The following is a 26,665-nucleotide window of genomic DNA, read 5'->3' as shown; positions in this document are numbered from 1 at the left end:
TGAATAATTATCACATTTCTTGCTTCATCTTGTCGAGGAAACGACCCATTCGATCAAGAGCTTCATTCAATTGCGCAACGGATGTCGCATAAGAGCAGCGAATATGACCTTCTCCTCCTAGGCCGAACACATCACCCGGAACAGCCGCAACCTTAGCTTCGAACAACAACCGATGGGCAAATTGCTCTGAAGTAAGTCCAGTTGACTTAATGGATGGGAATGCATAAAAAGCCCCTTGCGGCTCATGGCATTCCAGACCAATTTCGCGGAATCCGTTCACAACAAGACGTCTGCGCTGATTGTACGACTCCATCATATGATCCTTCTCGCTCATCCCATTGCGCAATGCTTCAAGGGCGGCAATCTGTCCCATTATCGGTGCACACATGACCGTATATTGATGAATCTTCATCATCGCGGCAATGATCTCCGGATGACCGCATGCATACCCCATCCGCCAGCCAGTCATGGCAAATGCCTTGGAGAATCCGCTGACAAGCACCGTTCTGTCCTTCATGCCTGGAATGGATGCGAAGCTGACATGCTTCTGATCATATGTTAACTCAGCATAAATCTCGTCTGAAATGACGATCAAATCGTGTTCTTCAACAATCTTCGCGATCGGGAGCCAATCCTCATAGGTCATAATACCGCCTGTTGGATTACTCGGATAGCATAATATCAGTACCTTGGATTTCGGTGTAAGCTTAGCCTTCAACGCCTCCGCAGTCAGCTTGAACTGATTAGCAGCATCCGTCTCAATTCCTACCGCTACCCCACCACCAATCGACACGATCGGCGAATATGAGATATAACACGGTTCCGGGATAAGGATTTCATCGCCTGGGGCAACCAGCGTCCGCAGTGCCAGATCAATGGCTTCCGATCCGCCAACGGTAACAAGCACTTCATCTGACGGTTCATATTTTACTTGGAATGAATTGTTCAAATATTCTGCAATCGCTTCGCGCAGTTCCAGCATCCCTGCATTGGAAGTGTACTTCGTACGACCACGCTCTAACGAATATACACACGCTTCACGAACATGCCAAGGCGTGCAGAAATCCGGTTCCCCGACACCGAGTGTGATGATGTCCTTGCTGGCGTTAGCCAAGTCGAAGAACTTACGAATACCGGATGGCGCAATGTCACGTACCAATGGATTAATATAGTCGCTCATGGAGCGTACGCCAGCTTGCTTCTCTTCTTCCTTAATCATAGCACTTCACCTTTCACGGGGTAATTACGAGACGATGATCATCCTCGCGCTCTTCATAAATAATGCCGTCCTGCTTATACTTCTTCAGGATGAAGTGTGTCTTCGTCGACAATACCGATTCAATCGGAGACAGCTTGTCGGATACGAAGGAAGCTACTTCACGCAAGTTCTTTCCTTCTACCTCAACTAGCAAATCATAGGCGCCAGACATCAAGTATACGGACTTCACTTGTGGGAATAAGTATATTCGCTCTGCAATACCCTCGAAGCCACGACCACGCTCTGGAGTTATTTGCACTTCAATAAGGGCGGTTACAGTCTCATCATCAACCTTGCTCCAATTCACTACCGTTGCATATTTAACAATGACGTGCTCTTCTTCCATCTCGGCAATCGCAGTGCGAACTTTCTCTTCGTCAACACCAAGCATCGTGGCGATGAGCGCCGGGGAACGACGCGCGTCCTCTTTTAACAATTTAAGTATGCTAATATTAAAATCGCTCAAATCCTTCATATTCGATCCTCCCTCGACCTGCAGTGGGCAAGCCGACTTTAGTGTAAATATGCTACATATGATACACCTTTTCATATGTGCACGCCAATATCAACAGGCTTTACTGCGCATTTCATGATTTCCTAGTGCATTTCCTACTGCTATGATACCTGTTGCCGTAATGGAATTGAAGGTCCACGACCATGCGAAATTGCAGCTTTGCTGGTTGGTAGGTCATCTCCGTACTACAGCCGCAAGTAAAAAGGCCGCTGAAGTACTCAGCAGCCTTTCCCTGTATTACATGTACTGATTGTAGTTGCCTTGATGATGCTCTTGTTGTTGATGCGCATGCTGCTGATAGTGACCATATCCCGCTTGGCCCAGCTTCTGCTGCACGAACTGGTTGGATTTCATTTGAAGCTGTTGATTGTCCTTCAGTTGCTTGTCCAACTCCTGGCGCAATGCTGGTGATGCGACGGAATACATATTGTTCTTCTCCATGAGCGTGAACAGCTGTCCTTGCATCGTTAACGTACTGTGAGTCAAGTCCGTAAACATCTGCCGAACTACCGGACAAGCCGCTTCTGTTACACCTGTTGTATACTCGCGAGAAGTTCGCTTCAAATCAGCCAAGATCGTGTACAACAAGTCTTCCTCTTGCATGAATTGATTTTGTTGTGAACCATTCATGTTGTCGTTCCTCCTTCATTACTTCGATTATTGAGATTGTTGTGGACTAGTTGGTGCCATATGTGTGTGCTGCTGCAGAGTATGTAGCAATACATTCATGTGCTGCTGATGAACACCGATCATGTGCGTCAGCGCTTGCTGAACACCTGGAGTTGTCGCCATTGCTGCGGTTGCCGCACACTGCTTAATAAGCAAATCCTCATTGGAGATCGAATCCACGATGTACTCCAATTCCTTCGCCGATAACGGCTTCATATTGCCTTGATGTGACTGTTGGTTATGCTGAGCATATTGCATCTGAGCATACTCCTTTCATCCTGTCTGGAAGTTGTCGTTCTCTATGTATTATGAACCCAACATTAGGGAAATATGTAACCGGAAATCTGGACGAAAGGAGATGTCGCGTGGATCTACAATTTGGGTCGCTTCCATGGAAAAGTACGCTGCCATCTAGGCATGTGCATCCCCCATTATCTGAATCCATTCGCTGCGACGTGCTAGTAGTCGGATCAGGCATTAGTGGCGCACTTTGCGCCTATGAGCTGTGCAAGCGCGGATTCGATGTCGTTGTGCTGGAGAAGAGGCATGTCGGGGGCGGCAGTACAAGCTCCAGTACAGGATTGCTTCAATACATGAATGATCGTTCATTGACCTCATGCATCGGTTTATTTGGTGAGAGAAGGGGACTTCGTTTCTATACACTGTGCAAGCAGGCAGCTGAACGTCTGCTTACGATCGCTTCCGAGCTCGATGAGGATTCTGAGATGTTCCCTCGCAGCAGCCTCTATTATGCAAGCAGCGAAGAAGACGTAAGAAGTCTGCGAGTCGAATACGATATTTTGCATCGCTATGGCTTCCATACAGAATGGTGGAACAGTCAACAAATTCGTCATCGATTTGGATTCGATAAGCCGGCCGCAATTGTCACTCATGGTGATGCTGAGGTGAATCCTTACCGTTTCACACATGCACTATTACATACTGCGAAAAACAAATATAAACTGCGAGTATTCGAGCATACCAAGGGCACCCAAGTGAGGCACGAGGGTGGTTTCGTTCAGATACAAACGGATGGCGGATTTGTAGCAACAGCCAAGCATGCCGTATTCGCACTCGGGTATGAAACGAATGAAATGAAGTCGAATCCAAACACAAGAATTACTAGCTCCTTCGCGATTAAAACGCAAACTATCCCTGATCTGCTTGATGTATGGCATGAACGCTTCCTCATTTGGGAGACAAGGCGTCCTTATTTATATTTGCGTACTTCGGCAGATAATCGGATCCTGGCGGGCGGATTTGATGAAGGAGATATAAGTACTGAAGAGCGGAATAAGCTGCTCCCAAGCAAAACCGCACAGCTTATCAAGGAAGTGGAGGCCCTATTCCCACAGTTGGCTCCGCTCATAGCTGAAAATGCTTGGACGGGCGCATTCGGTGTCACGCGGGATGGATATCCCTATTTTGGCGAGGCTCCTCACCGTCCAGGATGCTTCTTCATTGAGGCCTTTGGCGGAAATGGCACTGTATACAGCACCATTGCGTCTCAAATTGTTGGAGATTTGATTGAATTCGGCTTCCATCCGGATGCTGAACTGTTCAGCTACACGAGGAGATAACGGTGAACCCGGACGTTTTAGTTAAACCTATACGTTCTATTCGTGAAAAAGACAGGAATATAAAAGGCCCTGATGACTCATGCGAGCAGCAGGGCCTTTCTTATTTTCCTATTCGCTGATTCGATACTAATGTCCGGATGCTTACTGCACTGATAATAGGAAGAGCCCCCAAAACAGCCAAGAAAGCAACGACAACCGGCTCTGTCGTTCTCCATTGCACAACTAGCAAATACGCTGCAACCCCTGCCATTCGCCCGATCAACAAACCAAATTCACGCAGAACCGTCAGCTCCACGCGTTGGGCTGCTGAACGCTCATCTACCCCCATAATGTCGAAAGTAGCGGTTGTCATCGGGATCACAAACAGTGGCGAGAATAGCGAGGTGATAATCCCGAATAGAAGCAGGCTTCCATATGCAACACCGAAAAATAGAGGAATGACTGCAAGCGCCATTGCAATCGTCCCGATGAACAAGCCCGGTGCCCGGAAGGAAGGACGCATAATCCTGCCTATCACATAGAAGCTGCCTAATGCTACAGCAGATGTGATTAGGGTGTAATTGCCCAGCTTCATCTCATTGGTCGTTGCAATGTAGACCACAAGTCCGATCAGGAAGGTAAAGACCCCATCCTTGGCGCCTTGTGCAGCAAGCGCTGGCAAGGCATGCCGCCAAGGACTGCCAGCCTTCTTCCATGCGGTAAATGGCAATGTCCAATTATAGTGACCCTCAGGGGGACGCTTGCGCAGCCAAAAGCTGAATACGATTGCCCCAATAAACACGCAAAATGATACGGTAAAGATGATGCGGTAGCCCGTTCCATCGCCAAGCTTGGTGATCAAATATCCGGATGCCCACGGCGCGGCCATCCCGCAGCATGAACCGATAAGCCCAACCCAGCCATTAAATAAATCACGATTGTCCGGATCAGTCACTTCGAAATACACCACATTAAAGGCGAGCCAAAAGGCACCGAACGCAGCACCCAATATAAATCCGAGCAGCCATATGTAATCGACCGCACCTTTACCAAGCCAGAGTACTACTGCATAAAATGCCCCCGCCAATCCAATGCCGAGCCGCAGGCAATTCATCTTGTTGCCTTCCTTCACCCACTTGCCTGCACAGTAGAAGGTCAACCCGCTGGATAGTTGCTGACTGAAGGCAAACCAGCCAATCAAGCTGTAATCTGATGCAGCCTTCCATAGAAAAACATTGACGAATGCTCCCGAAAGAGCATTCGCCAACGAAAAGAGACCAAAAACGATCAACAGCAATAGCGATTGAGCGTCAAGACGCGCTGTCACGAAGGGAACCCCTCCCTGCTTAATCGGGCATATAGCCCTCTTCGTTACAGCTTATAAGTTGCCCTAAAGCAGCCGTCTTATGATAATTTATTCAGACTGCGCACGGCGGACGACTTCCATAAGCGGCTCGCGGTGCGGCTCAGCCAGTACTTTGGATACTTGGAAGCAAGAAGTGCATACATATACATCCAAGCGGAATGGCGCTGTTACTACCGGCGCCTTCAAGGCTTCCGATACATGTGGCTCGAAGTGATTGGAACCAATCGTTTCTGTGCCAGCTAGTAACATATATTCTCTGCACTGAGGACATTCTGGCACTTCGGATTGCCCATGAAGCACCTTATCCACGCCTTCTTGGTACTGCAATGAACTCTCATCGCCGAACAAGGCAGCATCTTCTGTCCAGCCGAAGTTGGACCAGCCCTTCTCCTCGGATTCTTCCTCATGATCATGATCATCATGCTGCTTATCAGGATCGTGCTCAATATCCACATTCAATGTTCGATAAGCATTCAGCTCATTGTGGCAATGCGGACACTCTTCTTCTGGACCTAGCACCTCATCCCACACAATTTCCGTATCACACCAAGGACAAATCTGACTCATGTCCGTTCAACCTGCCTTTCTTATCAGAAGGCTCTGCAAGTCGATTACAGAGCACATTCTCCCCTATCTAGATGTCAATTCATAATGATCTGCACTTGTTCGTGCGGGTATCTCTATTATAGAGCATCCATTACAGATTCGCCCAATACACGATTCCAATAATAATAAATATCGCTGCCAATGCAAACAGTGTTCCCCATAAATACTTCATGCAAGACCTCCGCTGCCATAGTAACGAACCTGCTGTTCCTACGTAAAACTACTTAATGCTAGCTCCGATAATGTAGGACATGGATACGGAGATAACCATAGACAGCAAACCAACTGCACGGTTATCCTTCTGAATTTCATCGTCCAATTTGAAATACGGCATCAGAAATCCAAACAAAAAATATGCCATTAATAGCAGTACATACCCTAGTGCTGCCCATGTCAATGACGCATACAACGTATCCCGTGCTTCGATCCCGAAGCGGAATATGTTGCAAATTCCGAAGATTTTGCCAGAGGTAGCCATCGCGACACTAATATTGCCTTTGCGGATCTCCTCCCAGCATCTGTATCTTGTCACTAATTCAAAGATGGACAAGAACACGACAAGCGCCAGTACGGTTACAGAAAAGTAAGCACACATGGATACGTATGGGTTACTAAGCCATTGCTCAATAAATCGTTCCACATTCATCCTCCCCGGTTCGTTCGCTGTTACGAAAGTTCAGCAACCGTAATCCCTGTACCGCCTTCACCGTAGTTGCCGAGACGGAACGTCTTCACATGTCTGTGTCTTCGCAAGAACTCCTGAATTCCCGTTCTCAGAATCCCAGTCCCTTTGCCGTGAATGATATATACCTGACCCAAGTTCGCGAGCAGAGCTTCATCAAGGAAGCGATCGACCTCAATAATTGCCTCTTCTAAATTCGCTCCACGCAAGTCAAGCTCGGAACGTACATTGTCCGCTCGTGTCCGCTTCACATTTGTGCCTGTCTTCACGGACTTACTGCTCTGCTTCGAAGCGGATGAAGTGACAAGCTCCAAATCATCCATTCGAACCTTCATCTTCATAATACCCAGCTGAACAACAGCTTCGTTGCCCGCCATCTCAACCACGCTGCCCTTCTGATTCAAGCTGTATACCATAACGTCATCCCCAGCTTCAATCTTGCGTGCTTGCTTCTTCACAGTCTTCGACTTGGAGGCTAGTTTGCTAGCCGGAGCAGCTTCATCGAGCTTCTTGCGAGCCTCGGTCAACAAATGCTCCTTCACACTCACGCCTTCCTGAGCGAGCAGCTTCAGTTCTGTAATGATATCATCTGCTTCATAACGCGCCTTCCGAACAATTTCACGCGCTTCCTCAGAAGCACGCTCAATTCGCTTGTCCCGCTCCGCCTGAAGCTTCGCTTCTTCTTCAACAATCGAAGCACGAAGGAGCTCTGTTTCCTTGCGAATCTTCTCTGCTTCCACACGCTCTGCTTCTGCGCGAAGACGGTTCTCCTCGAGCGATGCGATCATCGTCTCGATACGCATGTCTTCTTCTGTTACTTCGCCACGAGCGTGCTCAATGATGGAAGTCGGAAGTCCAAGACGTTCTGCAATCGCAAATGCGTTGCTTCGGCCAGGAACACCAACAAGAAGTCTATACGTTGGGCGCAATGTCTGCACGTCAAATTCCATGCTTGCATTAATGACGCCCTTGCGTTCATATGCATATGCCTTCAGTTCGCTATAGTGCGTCGTCGCAACGAGTCTGCAGCCAAGACGATGAATATGCTCCAGAATCGCGATCGCGAGTGCAGATCCTTCTGCAGGATCCGTTCCTGCCCCAAGCTCATCTAACAGCACGAGGCTCTTCGGAGTCATTTCTCCCAATATGCGAATAATGTTCGTCAGATGGCTGGAGAACGTACTCAAACTCTGTTCAATGCTCTGCTCATCGCCGATATCAGCATAAATGGCATCGTATACACATAGTTGGCTGCCATCCTGAGCCGGTATGAACAAACCAGACATGGACATGAGACTTAGCAGTCCCATCGTTTTCAAGGATACCGTCTTACCGCCTGTGTTCGGACCGGTAACGATAATAGTCGTATAATCATTGCCAAGCTCCACATCGATCGGCACCACTTGTTCCCGATCAATAAGCGGATGGCGGCCCTTAATGAGCTTCATATACCCGCGATCATTCATGCGCGGCAGCGTTGCCTTCATCTCATGCGCTAGACGAGCCTTCGCGAAGATGAAGTCCAACTGTTCAATGCAATCCGTATCACTTAACAGCAGATCAACTTGCAAGCCAACGTGCTCGGTCAAGCGTGACAAAATACGCTCAATCTCACGCTCTTCCTTGAGCTTAATTTCCCGCAGCTTATTATTAAGTGTCACAATCGCCTCAGGCTCAATGAAGAGCGTTGCCCCTGAACTGGATTGATCATGAACAATCCCGCCGTAATGGCCGCGGTACTCTGCCTTCACCGGGATTACGTATCGATCATTGCGAATTGTGATCAGCTGCTCCTGCAGCATCTTGGACGCGCTGGATGAACGAATCATGGACTCCAGCTTCTCTCGGATGCGTGTCTCCCCGATGCGCAGTTCACGGCGTGCCGTTGCCAGTTCAGCACTTGCCTGATCCAGCACCTCGCCCTGCTCATCGATGCAGCGTCTAATCTCTTCTTCCAATTCCTTCTGCCAGCTTAGCGAATCCGCCAGCGCCATCAGAAGCGGTACAGGATTATCTTCATGTACACTCTCAATATGACGTCTTACGCGACGGCCAGCAAAGATAAGCGCTGAAATATCCCACAATTCATTGGCACTCAGCATTGCATTAATACGTGCGCGCTTCACGGCAGGACGTATATCGGTAACACCGGAGAATGGAGCTCCCCCCTTCAACCGCTCTATCGTCATCGCCTCATCCGTCGCTTGCAGGCGTCGTTTCACTTCCTCCAGATCCGTGCTTGGCAGCAGAGACAAGGAAGCATGTTCCCCTAACGGGGTAGCCGCATGTCGCGCGAGCGATTGCAGTATTTTATGGTAATCCATTGTTTTTAAAATTTTCGAGTCCAAAACAAGTCACGACTCCTCTCGCTGTTCATTATAGCGGTATACCGAAATAATGGCTATCCAATGTCTGAACATGCCACTCATGAATATCGCGGATAAGGTTACAATAATTGTTGCACAAACCTATACCCTTCAAACGAGTAAGGAGGAAAAGTCCATGAGTTTTCTCGGTCATGTGGTTCGATTCATTGTGGCAGCCATCGTATTGATGGTTACGGGCTGGATTGTGCCGATGTTCACCGTAGGCGGTTTCTGGAGTGCCTTAATCCTCGCCTTAGTCATAGCCTTATTCGGCTGGATTGTCGAAGGCATATTTGGAAAACGAGTTACGCCGTTCGGACGCGGGATCGTCGGCTTCATCGCCAGTGCGGTTGTCATCTACATCGCCCAGTTCTTTGTTGGCGGTGTATCCGTCACTGTACTCGGCGCTATTCTTGCAGCGCTTGTCATTGGATTGATCGACTTGTTCATTCCGGTCGCAACGCCGTTCGAAGCTGGCCACGAGTCCAGATAACGGCGTGATCATCATCCAGGGCTGCTGTGCTCATTCCCATGAGTGAGCCCCTTGTATAGCTTCCTTCTCTTCGCTCCATATAAGCAATGGAAAAAGGATAAAATTTCCGTTACACTATATGGACGAGGAGAGGAGGAAATACGAATGTTGACTCGGGGTAGCCTAAGGTCGCTCATCTCATGCCTATTGCTCGCAGCGGTCATAGTATCCGGATGCGGGGGACAATCTGGACAAAAGCAAGATGACGATGTAAAAACAGACAAAGAGCTTATCATTAAAGCCACGAATTTCAAATTCGATCAGTCTGAATACCGCGTCAAATCCGGTGAACCCATACGCATCGTATTAGATGCCGTCGGCAATCACGGAGTTGCTATTAAGGCATTGAATTTGTCCCTTGATCCAACTCATCCGAAGCAAGTTATCACTCCAGAACAACCCGGTACATATGACATGTCATGCACAATTCTGTGCGGTCCGGGACACAATGAAATGACAGCCAAATTTATTGTCGAAAAATGAGCGGCCGCCGTTGATCCCTGCCTATTGCTTGGGAGGACGGCGGTCTGTTCATTCATGTATATGACGATTCATGCATACCACGCATTTACCAGTGATTCCATTACAGCCACTGAGCCCATTTTACAGCTTCAACCATAACATCTGGCATCCACTTCCCCGTTCGATTTACCCATATCGAAGCATCAACCCAGTCGCGAAATACACCTGCCGGCCATGCCCGCAGTAGTACGTAAATCATACACCACAAAAAGACAAATTGCACCAATCCGAGAACTGCCCCTATTACCCGATCTACGGTTCGTACCGGCGGTACATCCGTGAATTTCTTCAAGGCGAACCGGATTAGCCAGAGGCCTGCCAATACAAAAGTGAACAGAAGCAAAAAGGCCACCACAGCGTGTACGGTATCCATAAATGTTCCCGCTAAGGGCGTACCGCCGCTGGCTTTCGCCCCTGATCCGCTGCTAACTGTTGTTGTAAATATTCTCTTCCTTACCCATGGTACAAAATCTGCATAAAACCGAGCCGCGACGATAAAGGCGACAATATAGCCAAAGAGGGAGAGCGCGATAGACTTGAATCCCCGCACTGCTCCCAGAACAATACATGCGATTGCTGCTCCCACTATGGCATAATCCAAACCGTTCCATGACGCGAATACCGCCGCGATTTCCATCCATACGTTATTAATAAATTTCCCTATATCTTGCATCATTTATTTGCTATTCCTTTGTTCGCTCCTCATGTATATCTACTCGATCATTTCCAACCATTCGTTGAATTCGCTTTGGAGCTTCGCGTACTCATCCTTGAGCTTCGTGAGCTCATCATTAAGCTTGGTATATTCATCAGTAAGCTTCGAATAAGCCCCTTGTGTCTCATCCGCTTGTCTGCGTTCTTTCTCCCGCTCCAGTTGGGATAAGCGGAATTGATGGGAGAGAACCTCGAATTGCTCCTGAATAACCTCCATCTCAGCATGAGACCGAACCTGCTCTTCTGTATGCTTCTTCGCTTCCTCAACTTCAGCCTTCAATCTCTCGAGCTGTTGCTGCAGCTGCTCACGCTCTTCACTCCACGTAGCCGCTGTCTCTGTCCACTGCTGCTCTTGCTGTGCCCATTCTTGCTCACGCTGCTTCAAGAGAGACTTGGCTTCTTCATATTGTTCAAGCTCCGTGATGTATAGCTGCTGTTCTTCCTCCAACTGGTAATAACGGGACTGAACTTCCTCCGCCTGCTGTCTCGCTTCTGCAATAGTGGCAGCAGCTTCATGCTGCGCGTGTTGGATGCTTGTGAAAGCTGCTTGCAGCTCTTCCTTCTCAGATTCAAGCTGACGGCATTTATCTTCATATTCCGCGAGCTGATCGTACAAGGCATCCTGCTCTTGTTCACCCTGTTCTTTCCAAGCATGGCGTTCTGCTTCCCATTGTTCTTGCAGTGCGTTTCGTGCTTGTTCGGCTTCACGCATCCAGGCCGCTCGTTCTTGGTCAAGTCGCTCATTCAGCTGCCGCTCGAATTGAGCACGAAGCGCTTCGAGCTCTTCTTCCTTGCTCTGTTCGATCGCTTCAAGCTGCTGCTGCAGCTCAGCAGCCTCAGCCTGCACATGATCTCGCACGCGTATGAGCCGCTCCATCTCCACCTGACGCGCTCGATCAAGCTCCTCTGCGCGTCCCAGATGTCCTTCGAGCTGATGGATGCGCGCATCCTTCTTCTGCACGTTCTGCTCAGCTTCTGCACGCAGAGACTGCTCAAGATCCGTCAGTTCCTTGGCATGTACAGCCGATGCTTCCTCCTGCAGTGCAGTCCAAGCATCCACATCCCCCTCATATTGGGTGCGCAATTCCTGCAATTTCCGTTCATGCTGGACTTGCTGCTCTTCATGCCGCTTCTCATACTGAGCGCGTTCTTCTTGCAGTTGCTTCTCGCGCTGAACACGTTCTTCTCGCAATTGCTCTTCATACTGGGCAAGCTCATCTTGCAGCTGCTCTACATGTTGAGCACGTTCTGCCTCCAACTGCTGCCCATGCTCAGCACGTTCTGCTTCTAACAGCTCCTCATACTGTGCACGTTCTACTTCCAATTGCTCTTCATACTGAGCACGTTCAGCTTCCAGCCGCTCTTCATGCTTAGCACGTTCTGTTTTCAACTGCTCTTCACGCTGAGCACGCTCCGCTTGCAACTGTTCTTCATACAGAGCGCGTTCTGCCTGCAACTTCTCCTCATGCAGAGATCCCTGCTCTAGCTGCTGCTGCTCGGATTGTGCACGCAGCTCATCCAGCTGCCGCTCATACCGAGCAATCAATTCTTGCTGCTGTTGCTCATGCTGAGTAAGCAGTTCTAGCAGTTGCTCCTCATACAGCTCCGTCGCTTGCTTCAGTGCAAGTTCACGCTCTTGCTCAGATTGCTGGAGTTGCTCTTGGTAGACACCCTCAACCTGTTGAACAGCCTTGCTCCGTTCAGATTCAGCTTGGGCTAACTCCTGCTTCCATTTATCCTCAAGTGCAGCCATCGAAGATTGCTTATCTGCTTCTGCTTGCTCCAACTGCTCCAGATGCTCGATGATCAGTTGATCCAGCTCTTGATCATGTCGAGACTTGGCATCTGCCAGCTCTGTACGCAATTGGGCAATGTCGCTCTCATATTTGGTCTTAGCTTCGTCCAATGCCTTCTGGTTCTGCGCTTGCGCTTCACCTAGCGCAAACTCTTGATTCGCAACCAGTTGAGCGAGTTCTTCTTCATACTTCGTCTTCGCTTCATTTAAGGCCTCTTGATGAAGCACCTGCATATTGTCCATCGCTTGTTTCTGATCAGCTAGCAGTTGAGCTATGTCGCTCTCACACTTCGCTTTCACATCATTCAATGCCTTCTGATGCAGTGCCTGTGCTTCATTCAGCGCCTGCTTCTGCTCCGCTTGCGACTTCGCCAAATTCGAACGGTGTTCCGCCTTAACTTGCTCGATCTCCTTCGCATGCTGGTCGGACAGCTCTTTGACTTTGGCAGCATGACGTTCTTCAGCCTGCTTGCGCTGATTGTCCTGGGCAGACTTCATCTGCTCGGCAGCCTGCTCATGCTTCTGCTGCAACTGCTTGGTATTCGCCTCATGCTGCTGCTTGAGCAGCGTCAACTGCTTCTCTCGATCTTGAACGAGCTCTGCTTCTCTCTTCGACAAGCGCGCTTCCCATTCTATAGCCTGAGCTGTCAATTGCCCTTCCCATGCAGCCGTCTGTTCAGCAAGTTGTTCTTCCCATTCTGCAGATAACTGCTCAGCCTTCTGTTTCTCAGCGTCGAGTTGCTCTCGCCACTGCTGTTCCTTGGCGTCCAGCTTCTCTGTCCATTCCAGCTCCTGGAGAGCCCGCTCTTCTTCCCAGCTCTGTTCCTTGTTCGCGAGCTTGCTGGACCAGCTCTGCTCTGCTTCATCGAACTGCTTCTGCCAGCCTTGCTCTGTATCACTTAGCTTGCTCTGCCACAATTGTTCGTTCTCCGAATACTTCGTCTGCCACCCTTGCTCGGATTCCGTCAACTGCTCCTGCAAGCTTTGCTCGGATTCCGTTAGACGCTTCTGCCAGCTCTGCTCGGATTCTTGAAGCTGCGCCTCCCAGGTTTGATTCTGCTCATTCAGCTTCGTGCTCCACAGACGCTCTGTTTCCTCCAGCTTCTGCTTAAGGGTGCGGGCATGAAGCTGCTCTGCCTTCTGCTTTTCTTCCAAAACTGCCTTCAGTCGTTCTTCTACTTGCTGCAGCTTCTTCTTCTGTTCATTCTCACGAGCTGTCAACGATTGAATCCGTCGCTCTGTCTCCTTCACCTGCTCAGTCAGCTTATGCACACGCTCTTCCGATGCCTTATGCTTATCGGCCAATTGCTGATTCGCTTCCTTCAACTTAGCCGTCTCAGCACGAAGATCAGCCGCTTGCTTCTCGGCCTTCGACTTCTCGTTGCTGAGTTCCTTCTGAAGCTGCTCCAGCTTCTGTGCAGACTCATTGCGCAGCTTCTCTAGTGACTGCTCCGACTCCGTCTGTACCTGAGTAAGCTGCCTCGACAAGTTGTGATTCGTCGCTTCTATTTCCTTCAATGATGAGCTTAATTGCAACTGCTCATCCTTCACCTTCTGCACTTGCTCAGCAATATGTACAGCCGACAACACCGCAATTCGCGTTGTATCCAGCCGCGAGTTCGCAGTTGCAATACTCCGCATATGCTCATCGACCATTGCAGCTACGTTGCGCATATAATCCTTGCTTGTTGATCCTACCAATTTATATTGTGTTCCGTATATTTCAACCGCTACACGATGCTTGTTATCCGGACTAGTCATTCTTTGGTCCTCCTTACCTTAACGTGCCGCATGCTAGGGCTTGCAGCCTACATGTAGCAACAAATTAATCCATGTTTGCATGTCATACGCAAACTCTATTAGTAATTCGATATATTAGTGCCCTTCTCCTCCTACGCATAGAGGAAAGTCAAGTTTCATTTCATAGAATATTTAGGGGAAAAAGATCTGATATACCCTTCTATTACAGGGTTTCCCTATTATAGAGGTAGTAGTAAAGCAATTGCAAATATAGGTCTTGCAAGAATTCTATCTATCACATTTATTTCCATATAAAAGGATGTTCACTTCGTTCCAACCCATAAAAAAAGTTGGGAGCGGAAATATCCGTCCCAACTTACAATGAACTTCTATTATAGAAGCAGTCTCCGTAATAAGAGTGTCTGCTCTGGAGCAACCTTACTTCCGCAGCTCTGCGTTGAAGCTCGTTTCGATTGCCGTCACAACCTTGCCATGCAGCTCTGTAATTTCTTCATCCGTGAATGTATGCTCTGGATGACGGTATACGAGCGAGATCGCGACGCTCTTCTTATCTGCCGCAACATGATCTCCTGTGTATACGTCGAATACATTTACCGATTCAAGAAGTTCGCCTGCCGTTTCTTTAGCAAGAGCAACCACTTGCCCTACTTCTGTACCGCGATCCAATACAACCGCAATATCGCGGTCTACAGCTGGGTAGCGCGGAAGGCTGCGATACTCAATATCGAAGTCTGCTGCATCGATCAACGGCTGCACCAAGAACTCAGCAACATACGTGTCAGCTACATCCTTCGCATGCTGTACCTCAGGGTGCAATTGACCGATGAAGCCGATGTACTGCTCTCCGTTCTCGCCTGTCAAATAAAGCGAAGCGGAACGTCCCGGGTGCAAGCCTTGCGGACGATCTGCTGCATAGCGTACACGTCCATCCAAGCCGAAGTGCGCTACGAGGCTGTCGAGCACCCCTTTCAAATCATAGAAATCAACCGGTTCTGCCTTCACATTCCATTGTGCAGCACTGCGCTTGCCAGTCATCAATAGGGAAGCAACAAGAACCTCTTCAGGTTGTGCTGAAAGCTGCTCTTCCTTCGTCAGATGGAGTGTACCCAGTTCGAAGATGCTTACATCTTCATGCTTGCGGTTGCGATTGTACACCGCTACATCAATAAGACCAGGAACCAGGTTCGTACGGAGCACGCTGCGCTCTTCACTCATGGGCATAGCCAGACGTACAGGTACTGCACCTTCCATGAAGGAAGGGAATACCGAAGTGTCGGCCGGATTCGTAAAGGAATATGTCACAACCTCATTCACACCGTTGTCTGTCAGGACGCGGCGAATCGTACGGCGAATGCGCTGCCCCTTCGTCAAATGGCCTGGTGTTGTTGCTCCTTCAATAGCAGTTACCGGGATGTTGTCATATCCGAAAATACGTGCAACTTCCTCGATCAAGTCTACATCGCGCGTAATGTCGCCACGACGAGTAGGCACGGTGATGTCGAAGATTCCTTCGGATTTCTCAACAAGCTCGAAACCAAGACGGCTCATAATCTTGCAAACTTCTTCAGCTGTCAACGACGTACCGAGCAGACGGTTCGTTCTATTTAAAGTCAGTTCGATAACTTTGCGTTCCACAGATGCAGTTTTTTGTTCCACGATACCTGCATATACTTCACCGTCCGCAAGCGTGCGAATCAATTCAGCCGCACGGTTCAATGCTGGGATAACCGATTCTGGGTTCACTTCCTTCTCGAAGCGAAGTGATGCTTCCGAACGCAGTCCCAATTGACGGGATGTCTTGCGTACGACGCTGCCTGCAAAGTGCGCGGATTCAAGAAGAATGTTCACCGTATCCGAAGATACTTCCGAATTTTCTCCGCCCATAACCCCTGCAAGTGCAACTGGCTTCACGCCGTCTGTAATGAGCAGCATATGCGGCTCCAGCTTGCGTTCTTGGCCGTCAAGCGTAACCAGTTCTTCGCCTTCATTCGCAAAGCGAACGTCGATCGTTCCGCCGCCATTCAGCTTATCCGCGTCAAACGCGTGCAGCGGCTGGCCGTATTCCAACATGACGAAGTTCGTTACGTCCACGATGTTGTTAATTGGGCGAACGCCTGCTGCAAGCAAGCGATTTTGCAGCCACAATGGAGATGGCTTAATCGTTACACCCGCGATATAACGTGCTGCATAGTGCGTGCAGCCTTCTGCCGCGCTAATGCTAATCTTCACTTTGCCTGAAGCAGCTTCCGCACTTTCCTTCACTTCCTGCTCAGGCAAGTGTGCAGGACGCTCCAGCAATGCACTCACTTCATGCGCAACGCCTAACATGCTCAGACAGTCAGAGCGGTTCGGTGTAAGATCCAGCTCCAGTACATGATCGTTCAGGCCGAGCACGTCTGCAATCGGAGTTCCGAGTTCTGTCTCTGCTGGCAGTACAAGAATGCCTTCCTGCATTTCCTTCGGAAGCAGCTTGTCATTCATGCCAAGTTCCTTCGCTGAGCAGATCATGCCTTGCGATTCTACGCCGCGCAGCTTCGCACGCTTGATCTTCATGCCACCTGGCATAACCGCTCCGATTGTTGCAACAGGAACCTTTTGTCCTGCATCCACGTTTTTCGCGCCGCACACGATTTGAAGCTTCTCTTCTGCGCCTACGTCTACTTGGCAGACATTCAGCTTATCCGCATCCGGATGCTTCTCCTTCGATACGACATAGCCCACTACGATGTGGTCAAGTCCTTGATTGCGGTTCTCCACCGAGTCGATCTCGATACCGGCACGCGTCATGCGTTCCGCGATTTCTTCAGCGGATACGCCGGTCAAGTCGATATATTGCGATAGCCATTGGTAGGATACGTTCATTTCTCGCTCTCTTCCTTTCTTCTTTTAAAGGTGGTTCAAAAAGTCCGCTTTTGATCACGAAGCAGCATTAGAAGGTAACTCGACATCGAAACTTGCATTCAGCCTTGAACAGCAAATGCTTTCGAAGTATGTTTCCTTTGGAAACATTTTAGTTGCTCATGTAGTCTCGCCTACACTCCGCTACTCCTTACAAGTTTTGCGAAGCAAAACTCGCATCGGAAGCATACGCTTCAAGTTCCCGCAACCTTCTTGGTGCTGAAAACCGAACTTTTTGAACTTTTATTTTCATTACATCCGTGCGAACTGCTGCACGAATTTCATATCGTTCGTATAGAAATGGCGAATATCGTCTACGCCATATTTCAACATGGCAATACGCTCTACACCCATACCGAATGCGAATCCAGAGTACTCCTTCGGATCATAGCCGCCCATTTCAAGTACGCGCGGATGAACCATACCCGCACCAAGAATCTCAATCCAGCCTGTTTGCTTGCAGATACGGCAGCCGCTGCCGCCGCACTTCATGCAAGTCAGGTCAACCTCAACGCTTGGCTCTGTGAATGGGAAGAAGCTTGGGCGCAAGCGAATTTGTGTTTTGGAACCGAACATTTCTTGTGCGAATTGAAGAAGGGTTCCCTTCAAGTCACTCATGCGGATGTTCTTGTCGATAACAAGTCCTTCAATCTGATGGAACATGAAGGAATGTGTTGCGTCATCATCATCGCGGCGATATACGCGACCTGGGCAGATTACCTTAACAGGACCTTTCCCTTTCATCGCTTCCATGGTACGTACTTGAACTGGCGATGTTTGCGTACGCATCAGAATATCTTCTGTAATGTAAAACGAATCCTGCATATCGCGCGCAGGGTGATCCTTAGGCAGGTTCAGTGCTTCGAAGTTATAGTAGTCCTGCTCTACTTCTGGACCTTCCGCTACCGTATATCCCATGCCAATGAAAATATCTTCGATTTGTTCAATCACCTTGTTCAGCGGGTGAACCGCACCTACCGTCATTGGACGGCCTGGAAGTGTTACGTCAATTGTCTCTTCCTGAAGACGACGCTCCGTCTCTTCACGGAGAAATGCCGCCTGCTTCTCCTCGATGAATGTCTCAATGGCTCCGCGTACTTCATTCGCCACTTGACCAATGAGCGGACGCTCCTCTGCCGACAAGCCGCCCATGCCGCGCAGCACCTCTGTCAGCTCACCTTTTTTACCGAGGAATTTAACACGCAGATCATTTAGATGACCTGCATCCTTTACTTGCTGCAGCTTCTCCAGCGCTTCGGCGCGCAGTGCCTGTAAACGCTCCTTCATTGTGTAAGCCCCCTTCATTTCCACTCGAAATAAAAAAAAGGCCCTCTCGTCACAAGGGACGAGAAGACCGTGGTACCACCCTAATTAGATCCGATTGGAACGCTCTCCTGCTAGGAGGCTGCGAACCAAGCCGTATCTCACTTGTTGCAGCGATAACGTGCCGCAAATCCGGGAACCTCTACTGCAGCAGCCTCACTGTGTGTGAAGTGCTTGTTCAAGGTACCTGCTCCGGAGTGAATTTCGACAGCCCCTTCTTCAGCAGCGCTCTCAATCTACGGCGCCGCCTCCCTGGCAAGTGGTACTGTGTACTTGTCTCCATCTAAGCATGTGTTTGACCTTTGTTATGAACAATCAATTAGTTATTTATTATATGTAATTTCGCAGGTTCATGCAAGGTGGATCAGGGTACAAAATACAGGATTGGCGACATCACTTGATTATTTAAAGAGTTCATGTGATATAATAACAGCTACTCATGCTCGGATTCAATTCCGGGCATGATTTTATTAGGGGTTGAATTTCCTCTATTTATGCAAAGGGTTGGGTGAGGGGCTACGATGGAAAGCAGGTATTCAATTGGTCCGCCAAAAGAAACATATACAATCGAAGACAGAAGCACCGTCCTTACATGACGCTTCTGCAACTGCACGAATTCAGTGGCGGCAGGAACTGCTGGCCGGCGTCGTGTCCTTCTTCGCTATCGTCTATATTGTAATTGTCAATTCTTCGATACTCGCAGATGCAGGCATACCGCAAGAAGCTGGCATTATCGCAACTGTGCTTGCTTCGTCTGTTGGCTGCTTGTTAATGGGGATATGGGGCAAATCCCCCATAATTCTTGTGCCCGGTATGGGCATCAATGCGATGTTTACCTACACGCTCGTTCACGGCATGGGCATGACATGGCAGCAAGCGCTGGGAGTCGTTATATTGGCCGGCGTTTGCTTTACGGTAATAAGCTTCACGTCACTCGCGGGGCAGCTGCGGGCAGCAATTCCAGAATCATTGCAGGAAGCCATTTCTGTAGGTATCGGGCTTATGCTCGTCCTGATCGGTCTGCAGAAGGGCGGCGTAATCGTCCCCGATCAATCCACGATGATTGCACTGCAGTCATTTGCTGATCCGGGAGTACTTGTTACGCTCGCGACATTGGCGCTTACATGCATTCTGTTCATGCGCAATGTTCCCGGCAACTTGCTTATCGCCATTATTGCAGGAACAGCTTTGGCTTATCTAGTTGGCGCAGAACCTAATACCGGCGCGGCACCAGGCGGAGCTTTTTCATGGACTGCATATGGTGATGTATTCGGTCAGTTCACGTTTCAAGGCGTGTCAGCCGTTACGCTTGCTGTAGCAACGTTCTCGCTGACGCTCGTTATTGTGTTCGAAAATGTGGGGCTTGTAAATGCACACCTGCAAATGAGCGGGAATCCGGAACGATTCAGTCGATCCTTGCAGGCCAATGCGATTTCCGTAATTACATGTGGATTGTTCGGCACAAGCCCGAATGTCGCAACGGTTGAGACAGCTGCTGGCATTTCTGCTGGTGGTCGAACAGGACTCACATCTATCGTGACAGGAATCCTGTTTGCATGTACATTGGTTGCATTACCGGTACTGACGTTGGTTCCTGATCAGGCCGTAGCTCCGATATTGATCTTTATCGGCGGCTTGATGATGCCAAGCGTGAAGAAGATCGAATTCGATGCAATGCACAAGGGACTTCCCGCGTTCTTCATTATCGCGTTCATCCCGCTCATGCACAGCATCGTCGACGGGATTGCAGTCGGATTCATCAGCTATGCGTTGTTCCACCTTGCCGTTGGCAAGGGACGCGAAGTGAAGCCGTTGTTCTATGGGATTTCACTGCTGTTCGTTCTGCACTTTGTGCTGCAGACGTTGTAGAGTTAATAAGGTAACTAAGGGAAATGAATTAGGTAACCTGAATTCAAAGGATCATTTGTCATCCTTAAACCTCTGAGGTTATCCGATGGAGATTAATAACTATGCAAATAGTTATCTAGTTATCCTTTACGATGAGAATAGGACTTCAAGAAGAATGTGAAAGGGCCGACAAAATTGTTGGCCCTTTTCATTTGAGTGTGAGGAATAGGTTACGCAGTGGATATTACGTGGAATAAGTCTCACCCGTAATTTCTTTGAACTGTTCAGGCGTAATTTTGCCGAACTCACAAAACTTGCCCACGTATAACGGATCATTGGAATCTTTCTTATATGTCCCCATATCATAATAACGTTTCACCGTTGTATACCAATCCATCTTAGATCACTCCTTTTTCGGCTAATTGTAATAGTAGTGTTGCATGATCCTGCGTAAGCGCTGCGTTATGAGATTGCAGCTCATTCGTAGCTTCTGTGTGCTTATCACTCTTCGCTTCCAATTCGGCTACATGAAGCAATAGCTTTGCATTTTCGATGCGCAACTGATCCAACTCAGTAGGAACCGGCTTCGGTTGCAAGGCTTCGATTTCTTCCTCCGTCAGGCCGTTGCTCCAATAGGAAGATGCGTCTACTGGCGCTGGACGCTGCGGTGCAGGCTTTCCGCTTGACGGATCATGCTTCGCAAGAGCCCCGAGATATTCGACGTAAGCGAGATCGTAGTCTGCTTTCGCTTTGCGATAGCCCTGTACGTTAAAGGTCGGTTCGTAGAGTCCGTCAGGTAAGGGAATGGCTACCGTGTATCCGACTAGTTTCGTTTTTGGTTCTTTTGATTGATCGTGGTCATCCTGCACCGACGACGCTACTGCCAAACCAACTGCATCCACAGCATCTTGTCGGATAGGTTCCATCCTTTCAAAAACGCCCGTCACGGAGTCCGCAATGAGCGTTGGTTCGATGTATCGACCGTCAAGGTCGGTTATGATTGCTTCTTTCAATGAAAGGCCTCCTTATTGTTCTGCTAGGAATGGAGAAATTGTATCTAACGCGATAAAATAATTGTCTCCTGTGATAATATACACTCCTCCATCTGCTGCAATATCTACTGCTGCATTGGACGACAAAGTGGTTATTGCAATTTTTGAAAGCAGTCTCTTTGGTCGGTATCCTACTGGCAAGAAGAAAGCAGGTTTACCAGTTACCCCAACTGTGCCTCCCGTGATAACCCCTTTAAGATATACAAATCCATCTCGATCCTTACAATAACCTGCCTCTGGTCTGCCTGATTCCCCGAACAGCTTCCAGTCATTTAAGAGTGTTGGTTTAATAAAATGTAGTTTTGTGTCATTCTCTGCCTTCTTCGTCTCCACAACACTCAACCTTCGCTCTGCATCGCTTACCCACGATACCATATCCGTTACCGTGCCCCGCAGATTCGTCGCTATGCTGCCGACGATGGGAGCCGAAAGCGTTGGGTCTAGAATCGTGTATGTGACATGGTAAACTGCGGTTGTGTCGAAGTCTGACGGTAAAAATCTAATGTGCTGCTTGCCATATGCATTAGCATCATTTTCAATCTTTGCGGTATTAGCAGCCGATCCATTGCGGTAAACCCTTAGTATATGAGACACCTTATTCTTTAGTAGGCTTCCATTTACTGCTGTATTGTTGATATAGTAATTTCCATTTGCCAGATAATGCGTAGGCTTCGTTGACTCCCGAATCACAATACCGCTGCCGACTTCGACCATGTTCCAGGCTTTTGAGAGCGTCAGGCCAGTTTCGTAATTGCGTACGTGTTCGATGGTTGGCTTCGACTTGATGTATTGGAGTCGATATGGCGTCCAGTTCGGCGCCGTTGTCGTAGGCAGCGTATTGGTTCCACCCGTATAGCTATCAGCGGATTCTCGGTAACACCATGCGCGAGTCCCGGACGTATATGGATTTTTTCCATTAACTCCATCGTACATCTTCCAGCCCAAGAAGTACGCCTTGATTTCGTCGGCTGTCGGCGTGTAGCTGTCGCTCCATCCGCTGTCTTCGTTAGATATAGACAGATAAAGATGCTCATTCTTATACAGCTGAGATAGATCAGCAGTTTCCCAGTTCACACCTTCGTTGATATTGGGTAAGATTTTCCCATCAAATTTAACTACGTACTGACTATACGGTACTCCACTTGCTACAGGAACTCTTATTCTTTTGAATCCCTTATACGTAGCTGCATTGTCATGTTCCCACTTTAACGATCCATCCAACACTACCTTATTCCACTTCTCCAATACGTAAGGCAATCCATCTTCACCAGCGAACAATACGTCCGCGTTGCTACCGTCCGCTGGATTCGAGGCTAGCTGGCATTCGGCTGCCCACATGGAACATGATTCAGGCATAAATGGCTGTGGCTTATCTCCAGGAATGAGCATTGGGTTTTTAAATATAAAATTGCCTGTAGATTGTGCGTCTACACCTACAAGAATACGGATTTTATTACTATTACTTGGGACAGTAAAATCGCTAAAAATAGAGAATGCCCCTGAAGTATTCCTATACGCTGTTGTCTTTAATTCAATGCTCGTCACTGTTTCAGTACTATCTACTGAGAAAACATTTAAATAAGCTCCATATGTGCCTGATGCTAAGAAGTCCGCTTCAACCTCTGTACTGAATGTGAACGCAGTGTTTGGAGGTAGCGATAATGAGATAGTTTTTGTTGCAAATTCATTAGAAGAAGTCTTACTCAATCTAATCTCATACGGACTAGAAACAGACAAAGCAAGTTGCGCAGATTCTCCCCACTCCGTAAACGGCGGTAATAAGTTTCCGCTCGTCGCGATAGCATACGGATTCGTGACGTTTGTGATCGACTCCGTATATGGATACAGTTCTGCGACATCTTCGGATTTCATGCTGGTCAGCCTCACCACTTCTGACGAAGGAATTTCGTAAACTCGAACAGAATCAAAATAACCTCGTGCTTTGGCTTCATTCGCAACTACCCCCATGTTTACGGTAAAACTATTTACTCCTGAAGGAATCGTAAATACTAGATGAATCGGCTGGCGGACAGATGTTTCAGACGTTTTTTTTGACACGACTGTGTTATCAACTACCTTATCACCCGTGTAAAACGTAGCTCCAAATCTTGCGCCTTGTGCGTTTACGTTATGCTCGGCATTTCCAACAATAATGAAGGATCGTCCATTCTGTACGTTCTTAATCCCGATAAATGCCGCGCCGTCGTCGTAACCGGACTGTACGTCGACACGCAGTCCTTTGAAGCTGCTGTCCGTGTCGAGTGATGCCTGCCACATACCCCAAGGAGCCATGTCGTCACATCTGCCTGCATGCCCAAGTAAATTTATCAACGTCCGCCCGCGAATCTCCCCCATGCGGAAGGGGGTATCCTCAGGGACATCCACGATCTGCACGCCCGGCTTTAACGTTATATCCTTATACTCCGCCACATGGGCGTCCTTCAGGCCTTGCTCGATGCGGTTCAGGTCTTTTTCCGTGACGGTGTCGTCGTACTTCCAGTTTGTCTTCGCCTCGTATGGCATTAGGCCACCTCCTTCACTGTAATCGGCTGCTTGATGATCGTATCGGACGTGAGCGGGATGTAGACGTCATTCGACGTCAGTACCGTGCCGTCAGCAGCCCGAAGCTCAATCAGCGATACGCTGTCCACAGATCCCAGCGGAATCATATATTCCAGATTGACAACGCTCTTCGATACTTGCTTCACCGTAAACTCTGTAATCTCATACGTTTTATTCAGCACGACCTTGGCAATTCGTGTGTTGACATGATTCGCCAGTTCTTTCAGCAGCGTTGCTTCGATCATTTGATCTGCACCTCCAGCCCGCGCTCGGCAAATGGCGAACGCCCCAGCTTCCACGTCGTCGAAAGCCTTGTCGTCCGCTTCAAATCCGAGCGGTATATGTTCTCATTTACTCCTACATTGGATAGCAGTGCCGTCTCCTGTTGATAAACCAAGTTGGCAGGCTTCACCGTGTATACCGTGTGCCCGACCTCCTTGAATACGGCGGCATTCGTAATGTTGGCAACGATGCGCAGCAGGAAGGCATCCGCATCCATAACAGCCCGAGCCTTGTCCTTGCCGAGCAAAAAATCCAGCTTCTCCTGCAAATACCGGATCGTAAACGGCGGCTTCGTCGTGTAGCGGTTAATAATCCGTCTGCGCCGGAAATCGATCGATTCCGCATCCCGATCCGGGAGAATATTCAGCATCCGCTCCCGCCTAGCAATCGCATCCTCGCTTGCTGTCATGACGAACTGATCGTCAAACAGCCTTTGCATGGCGGCCAGCAGCTTCTCTTTTTCCCCATCCTGCGTCTCCATAAGCAGAACCATTTCCTTCACATCATGGTAAAAGTCAGGCAAACGCTTGAGTAACGGTTCAGCCATTCAAGGTCACCGTCCCCATGACCGGCAGCTCTTCCGTATCCAACTCCACATTGGCTCCCTTGCCGTTCAGCTTCGTATCCGTAATATCCGCGATACCCTTTACATTCAGGATACGGGCTTCCAGCTGACTTACACGCACGACGGTTCGATCCTCCTCTTTCCAGCTCATACGCAGCGTCCGCAGGTAATCGGCGATCACTTTTTCAACATCCGCCTTCACCTGTGACACGGATATTCCCGCTTCAAGTGTAAGTGTGGTCGATACATGAATGCTTACGGACACTGCCCCCTTAATGGTGACGGTATGGCCGATCGGCGCGAAGCCCATCCCCTTCCCTTGATTTACCTCTGGGTCAATGACCGTCTGCACATCCTTCACCAGCTCAGCAGACGGAGATTCGAAGCTGCTCGAAATGATGGTGCACTTTACCGTGCCCCCGCCTTTCCATACCGGGAATATTTTCACGCCGCCAACGCCTGAAAGAGAGGTCACCTTCTTCTTGTAGTCGGCTGCATTGCCCCCGAATGGCTGTTCATTCACGGCCTCGAAGAAACGACGGCGCAGTGATTCATCCGACTCCGAATCCGCGCCTGGCGCTATCACCTCCGCTAATTCGGCTCTGGCAAGACCATCCACGTAATCCACCGGCATCAAGGAGCCGTAGTATTCATTACCTTTGGCGCCCTTCTCTTCACATTCGAGTACGAACACACCTGCCGATAAACGTTCGACGACTACATAATGAAGCTCTATCGTTGAAAAGCGAGACCGCAATGGCACATCGAATGGCTTGCCTGCCGCATCATAAAAAAATCCCTTGCGTTTAGCTGTTGTAGCCAGCTTGCGCTTTACGCCATATTCAGCCGTGCGCCGCTCCAAATATTCGCCGCTTGATGTATCTGCATACGACAGCTCATTTTGAAAATGCAAGTCCGTATAAGCCTGTACCAATTCCAGAGCAATCGGGGCAAGCGCATCGTAAATGATACTGCCTTCCCGCTTGTCCACGTCATTCGGAACGCGTTCCAGCATCCGCTCCATAATGTCCTCCAATCGAGGTACGTTCCAAGCACCTTGTTCCCATTCAGCCATCCAACTTCACCTCCTTCGTCATTTCTAACTGCCCTAGAACCGTCTCTACCTTAAAATGAACTTGTAAAGCGTCTCCCGTTTGTTCAAAGGCAAACTCGCCTACGCGCAAAATGCGATCATCCTGAAGCAGTGCTTCGGATATCGTGCGCTCCAATTCTGACTTCACGAAGCCCAAGCTGTAACCAATCTGCGCGCGAAGCTCAGAGCCATAATCTGGGCTATATATCAAATATTCAAATCGTTCGGTCAACAATATCTTAAGCACGGCTTGACGCATCGCTTCCAAGCCATCTGTCATTCCTAAAATGCGCCCTGCCTCCACATCCAGCCGATAAGTGCGTGTAGGCTGTTCCGTATACTCCACCATCGCAGGTGTATCTTCATTCTCCAACTCGAACCTTGACTTCGGGATCATGCCCCCACCACCCTATCAAGGGCAACATAGCTTTGTCCTCCCTGCATACGGACTAACAGCAGTTTGTCTCCTACGTACAATCCCTCACGAATCGTAATCTCTTCCCCACCGACACGCACCTTGTGCTCTGTAAGCTGTTCCGTAATGACGAGAGCGGACTCCGGCAAGGTGAAGCGCTGTTCTACCTGCACCTCCAAGGGTGACACACTGAGCACCACACCATACAACAGTGCAACCGGACTAGATGCCTCTACCGCTCCGACACCCGCTTTTTTAATAATGTCCAGCATCATCCTCATTG

At 49.0% G+C, this 26,665-nt stretch carries 24 protein-coding genes and 1 other annotated feature; of the genes, 4 read left to right on the top strand and 20 right to left on the bottom strand.

The window, feature by feature from the left end; all coding sequences use genetic code 11:
• Positions 1–10: 10 nt before the first annotated feature.
• From BP95_RS0108055 to BP95_RS0108040, 4 genes are all read right to left on the bottom strand, one after another.
• Entirely contained in the window at positions 11–1,219 is a 1,209-nt protein-coding gene (locus BP95_RS0108055) for an aminotransferase class I/II-fold pyridoxal phosphate-dependent enzyme (protein WP_021254575.1), read from the bottom strand.
• 13 nt (positions 1,220–1,232) lie between these two features.
• On the bottom strand, positions 1,233–1,733 hold the full coding sequence (locus BP95_RS0108050; RefSeq protein WP_021254574.1) for an Lrp/AsnC family transcriptional regulator: 501 nt from the start codon (positions 1,731–1,733) through the stop codon (positions 1,233–1,235).
• 276 nt (positions 1,734–2,009) lie between these two features.
• Positions 2,010–2,402, bottom strand: coding sequence for a spore coat protein (locus BP95_RS0108045; protein ID WP_021254573.1), 393 nt, complete (start codon positions 2,400–2,402; stop codon positions 2,010–2,012).
• 27 nt (positions 2,403–2,429) lie between these two features.
• Complete coding sequence (locus BP95_RS0108040) at positions 2,430–2,699, bottom strand: hypothetical protein (protein WP_021254572.1); 270 nt, start codon at positions 2,697–2,699, stop codon at positions 2,430–2,432.
• Between the two features lie 107 nt (positions 2,700–2,806).
• Between BP95_RS0108040 and BP95_RS0108035 the strand changes: the two genes are divergently transcribed.
• Positions 2,807–4,021 (top strand): NAD(P)/FAD-dependent oxidoreductase, encoded by a 1,215-nt coding sequence (locus BP95_RS0108035; protein ID WP_028531856.1) that lies wholly within the window; start codon positions 2,807–2,809, stop codon positions 4,019–4,021.
• A 100-nt stretch (positions 4,022–4,121) separates the two neighbouring features.
• On the opposite strand, the gene BP95_RS0108030 is transcribed toward BP95_RS0108035, so the two are convergent.
• From BP95_RS0108030 to BP95_RS0108010, 4 genes are all read right to left on the bottom strand, one after another.
• The gene (locus BP95_RS0108030; protein WP_028531855.1) at positions 4,122–5,327 is read right to left on the bottom strand and encodes an MFS transporter; all 1,206 of its coding nucleotides are present in this window, start codon (positions 5,325–5,327) and stop codon (positions 4,122–4,124) included.
• Positions 5,328–5,414: 87 nt separating this feature from the next.
• Entirely contained in the window at positions 5,415–5,933 is a 519-nt protein-coding gene (locus BP95_RS0108025; RefSeq protein WP_021254569.1) for a hypothetical protein, read from the bottom strand.
• Between the two features lie 259 nt (positions 5,934–6,192).
• On the bottom strand, positions 6,193–6,612 hold the full coding sequence (locus tag BP95_RS0108015; protein WP_021254568.1) for a DUF350 domain-containing protein: 420 nt from the start codon (positions 6,610–6,612) through the stop codon (positions 6,193–6,195).
• A 26-nt stretch (positions 6,613–6,638) separates the two neighbouring features.
• Positions 6,639–9,002, bottom strand: coding sequence for an endonuclease MutS2 (locus BP95_RS0108010; RefSeq protein WP_021254567.1), 2,364 nt, complete (start codon positions 9,000–9,002; stop codon positions 6,639–6,641).
• Between the two features lie 154 nt (positions 9,003–9,156).
• Between BP95_RS0108010 and BP95_RS0108005 the strand changes: the two genes are divergently transcribed.
• Complete coding sequence (locus BP95_RS0108005) at positions 9,157–9,513, top strand: phage holin family protein (RefSeq protein ID WP_021254566.1); 357 nt, start codon at positions 9,157–9,159, stop codon at positions 9,511–9,513.
• Positions 9,514–9,657: 144 nt separating this feature from the next.
• Complete coding sequence (locus BP95_RS0108000; RefSeq protein ID WP_021254565.1) at positions 9,658–10,035, top strand: cupredoxin domain-containing protein; 378 nt, start codon at positions 9,658–9,660, stop codon at positions 10,033–10,035.
• Between the two features lie 100 nt (positions 10,036–10,135).
• Here BP95_RS0108000 and BP95_RS0107995 read toward each other — a convergent pair whose 3' ends face one another.
• The 4 genes from BP95_RS0107995 to pheS form a co-directional block, all read right to left on the bottom strand.
• Positions 10,136–10,750: a CvpA family protein gene (locus BP95_RS0107995; protein ID WP_021254564.1), complete on the bottom strand. Its 615-nt coding sequence runs from the start codon at positions 10,748–10,750 to the stop codon at positions 10,136–10,138.
• Positions 10,751–10,786: 36 nt separating this feature from the next.
• Entirely contained in the window at positions 10,787–14,344 is a 3,558-nt protein-coding gene (locus BP95_RS0107990) for a cell division protein ZapA (protein WP_021254563.1), read from the bottom strand.
• A 417-nt stretch (positions 14,345–14,761) separates the two neighbouring features.
• Positions 14,762–17,206, bottom strand: coding sequence for a phenylalanine--tRNA ligase subunit beta (pheT, locus tag BP95_RS0107985; RefSeq protein ID WP_021254562.1), 2,445 nt, complete (start codon positions 17,204–17,206; stop codon positions 14,762–14,764).
• 288 nt (positions 17,207–17,494) lie between these two features.
• Complete coding sequence (pheS, locus tag BP95_RS0107980; protein ID WP_021254561.1) at positions 17,495–18,529, bottom strand: phenylalanine--tRNA ligase subunit alpha; 1,035 nt, start codon at positions 18,527–18,529, stop codon at positions 17,495–17,497.
• A gap of 51 nt (positions 18,530–18,580) precedes the next feature.
• Positions 18,581–18,860, bottom strand: a binding site (T-box leader).
• Between the two features lie 245 nt (positions 18,861–19,105).
• On the opposite strand from pheS, the gene BP95_RS0107975 reads away from it, so the two are divergent.
• Complete coding sequence (locus tag BP95_RS0107975; protein ID WP_028531854.1) at positions 19,106–20,434, top strand: NCS2 family permease; 1,329 nt, start codon at positions 19,106–19,108, stop codon at positions 20,432–20,434.
• 223 nt (positions 20,435–20,657) lie between these two features.
• Here the strand turns inward: BP95_RS0107975 and BP95_RS32290 are convergent, their stop codons facing one another.
• From BP95_RS32290 to BP95_RS0107935, 8 genes are read right to left on the bottom strand one after another with little or no spacing between them, the layout of a single operon-like run.
• Positions 20,658–20,810, bottom strand: coding sequence for an XkdX family protein (locus tag BP95_RS32290; RefSeq protein WP_081819831.1), 153 nt, complete (start codon positions 20,808–20,810; stop codon positions 20,658–20,660).
• A 1-nt stretch (position 20,811) separates the two neighbouring features.
• The gene (locus tag BP95_RS0107965; RefSeq protein WP_028531853.1) at positions 20,812–21,426 is read right to left on the bottom strand and encodes a hypothetical protein; all 615 of its coding nucleotides are present in this window, start codon (positions 21,424–21,426) and stop codon (positions 20,812–20,814) included.
• Between the two features lie 12 nt (positions 21,427–21,438).
• Positions 21,439–23,988 (bottom strand): hypothetical protein, encoded by a 2,550-nt coding sequence (locus BP95_RS0107960; RefSeq protein ID WP_028531852.1) that lies wholly within the window; start codon positions 23,986–23,988, stop codon positions 21,439–21,441.
• Positions 23,988–24,272, bottom strand: a complete 285-nt coding sequence (locus BP95_RS0107955) for a hypothetical protein (RefSeq protein ID WP_028531851.1) — start codon at positions 24,270–24,272, stop codon at positions 23,988–23,990. The genes BP95_RS0107960 and BP95_RS0107955 overlap by 1 nt, the downstream gene beginning before the upstream one ends.
• A complete protein-coding gene (locus tag BP95_RS0107950) occupies positions 24,269–24,856 on the bottom strand; it encodes a putative phage tail protein (RefSeq protein WP_028531850.1) in 588 nt (195 codons plus the stop codon). Before BP95_RS0107950 ends, BP95_RS0107955 begins: the two co-directional genes overlap by 4 nt.
• Entirely contained in the window at positions 24,849–25,949 is a 1,101-nt protein-coding gene (locus tag BP95_RS0107945; protein WP_051614024.1) for a baseplate J/gp47 family protein, read from the bottom strand. Before BP95_RS0107945 ends, BP95_RS0107950 begins: the two co-directional genes overlap by 8 nt.
• The gene (locus BP95_RS0107940) at positions 25,942–26,364 is read right to left on the bottom strand and encodes a DUF2634 domain-containing protein (RefSeq protein ID WP_028531848.1); all 423 of its coding nucleotides are present in this window, start codon (positions 26,362–26,364) and stop codon (positions 25,942–25,944) included. The genes BP95_RS0107945 and BP95_RS0107940 overlap by 8 nt, the downstream gene beginning before the upstream one ends.
• The gene (locus BP95_RS0107935) at positions 26,361–26,663 is read right to left on the bottom strand and encodes a DUF2577 domain-containing protein (RefSeq protein WP_175460694.1); all 303 of its coding nucleotides are present in this window, start codon (positions 26,661–26,663) and stop codon (positions 26,361–26,363) included. The genes BP95_RS0107940 and BP95_RS0107935 overlap by 4 nt, the downstream gene beginning before the upstream one ends.
• Positions 26,664–26,665 lie beyond the last annotated feature (2 nt).

Origin of the sequence: Paenibacillus sp. UNC217MF (assembly GCF_000686865.1) — a bacterium.
Classification (GTDB): Bacteria; Bacillota; Bacilli; order Paenibacillales; family Paenibacillaceae; genus Paenibacillus_B; species Paenibacillus_B suaedae.
Note: the sequence above shows the minus strand (reverse complement) of the source record. Positions and strands in the feature narration are given on the sequence as shown.

Excerpts from the sequence above, each read along its gene's own strand:
- BP95_RS0108045 (WP_021254573.1), bottom strand. The coding sequence starts at position 2,402 with ATGAATGGTTCACAACAAAATCAATTCATGCAAGAGGAAGACTTGTTG.
- BP95_RS0108000 (WP_021254565.1), top strand. The coding sequence starts at position 9,658 with ATGTTGACTCGGGGTAGCCTAAGGTCGCTCATCTCATGCCTATTGCTC.
- BP95_RS0107950 (WP_028531850.1), bottom strand. The coding sequence starts at position 24,856 with ATGGCTGAACCGTTACTCAAGCGTTTGCCTGACTTTTACCATGATGTG.
- pheT (WP_021254562.1), bottom strand. The coding sequence starts at position 17,206 with ATGAACGTATCCTACCAATGGCTATCGCAATATATCGACTTGACCGGC.
- BP95_RS0107955 (WP_028531851.1), bottom strand. The coding sequence starts at position 24,272 with ATGATCGAAGCAACGCTGCTGAAAGAACTGGCGAATCATGTCAACACA.
- BP95_RS0108025 (WP_021254569.1), bottom strand. The coding sequence starts at position 5,933 with ATGAGTCAGATTTGTCCTTGGTGTGATACGGAAATTGTGTGGGATGAG.
- BP95_RS0108050 (WP_021254574.1), bottom strand. The coding sequence starts at position 1,733 with ATGAAGGATTTGAGCGATTTTAATATTAGCATACTTAAATTGTTAAAA.
- BP95_RS32290 (WP_081819831.1), bottom strand. The coding sequence starts at position 20,810 with ATGGATTGGTATACAACGGTGAAACGTTATTATGATATGGGGACATAT.
- BP95_RS0107945 (WP_051614024.1), bottom strand. The coding sequence starts at position 25,949 with ATGGCTGAATGGGAACAAGGTGCTTGGAACGTACCTCGATTGGAGGAC.
- BP95_RS0108055 (WP_021254575.1), bottom strand. The coding sequence starts at position 1,219 with ATGATTAAGGAAGAAGAGAAGCAAGCTGGCGTACGCTCCATGAGCGAC.
- BP95_RS0108040 (WP_021254572.1), bottom strand. The coding sequence starts at position 2,699 with ATGCAATATGCTCAGCATAACCAACAGTCACATCAAGGCAATATGAAG.
- BP95_RS0107960 (WP_028531852.1), bottom strand. The coding sequence starts at position 23,988 with ATGCCATACGAGGCGAAGACAAACTGGAAGTACGACGACACCGTCACG.
- BP95_RS0107995 (WP_021254564.1), bottom strand. The coding sequence starts at position 10,750 with ATGATGCAAGATATAGGGAAATTTATTAATAACGTATGGATGGAAATC.
- BP95_RS0107940 (WP_028531848.1), bottom strand. The coding sequence starts at position 26,364 with ATGATCCCGAAGTCAAGGTTCGAGTTGGAGAATGAAGATACACCTGCG.
- BP95_RS0107990 (WP_021254563.1), bottom strand. The coding sequence starts at position 14,344 with ATGACTAGTCCGGATAACAAGCATCGTGTAGCGGTTGAAATATACGGA.
- pheS (WP_021254561.1), bottom strand. The coding sequence starts at position 18,529 with ATGAAGGAGCGTTTACAGGCACTGCGCGCCGAAGCGCTGGAGAAGCTG.
- BP95_RS0108005 (WP_021254566.1), top strand. The coding sequence starts at position 9,157 with ATGAGTTTTCTCGGTCATGTGGTTCGATTCATTGTGGCAGCCATCGTA.
- BP95_RS0107935 (WP_175460694.1), bottom strand. The coding sequence starts at position 26,663 with ATGAGGATGATGCTGGACATTATTAAAAAAGCGGGTGTCGGAGCGGTA.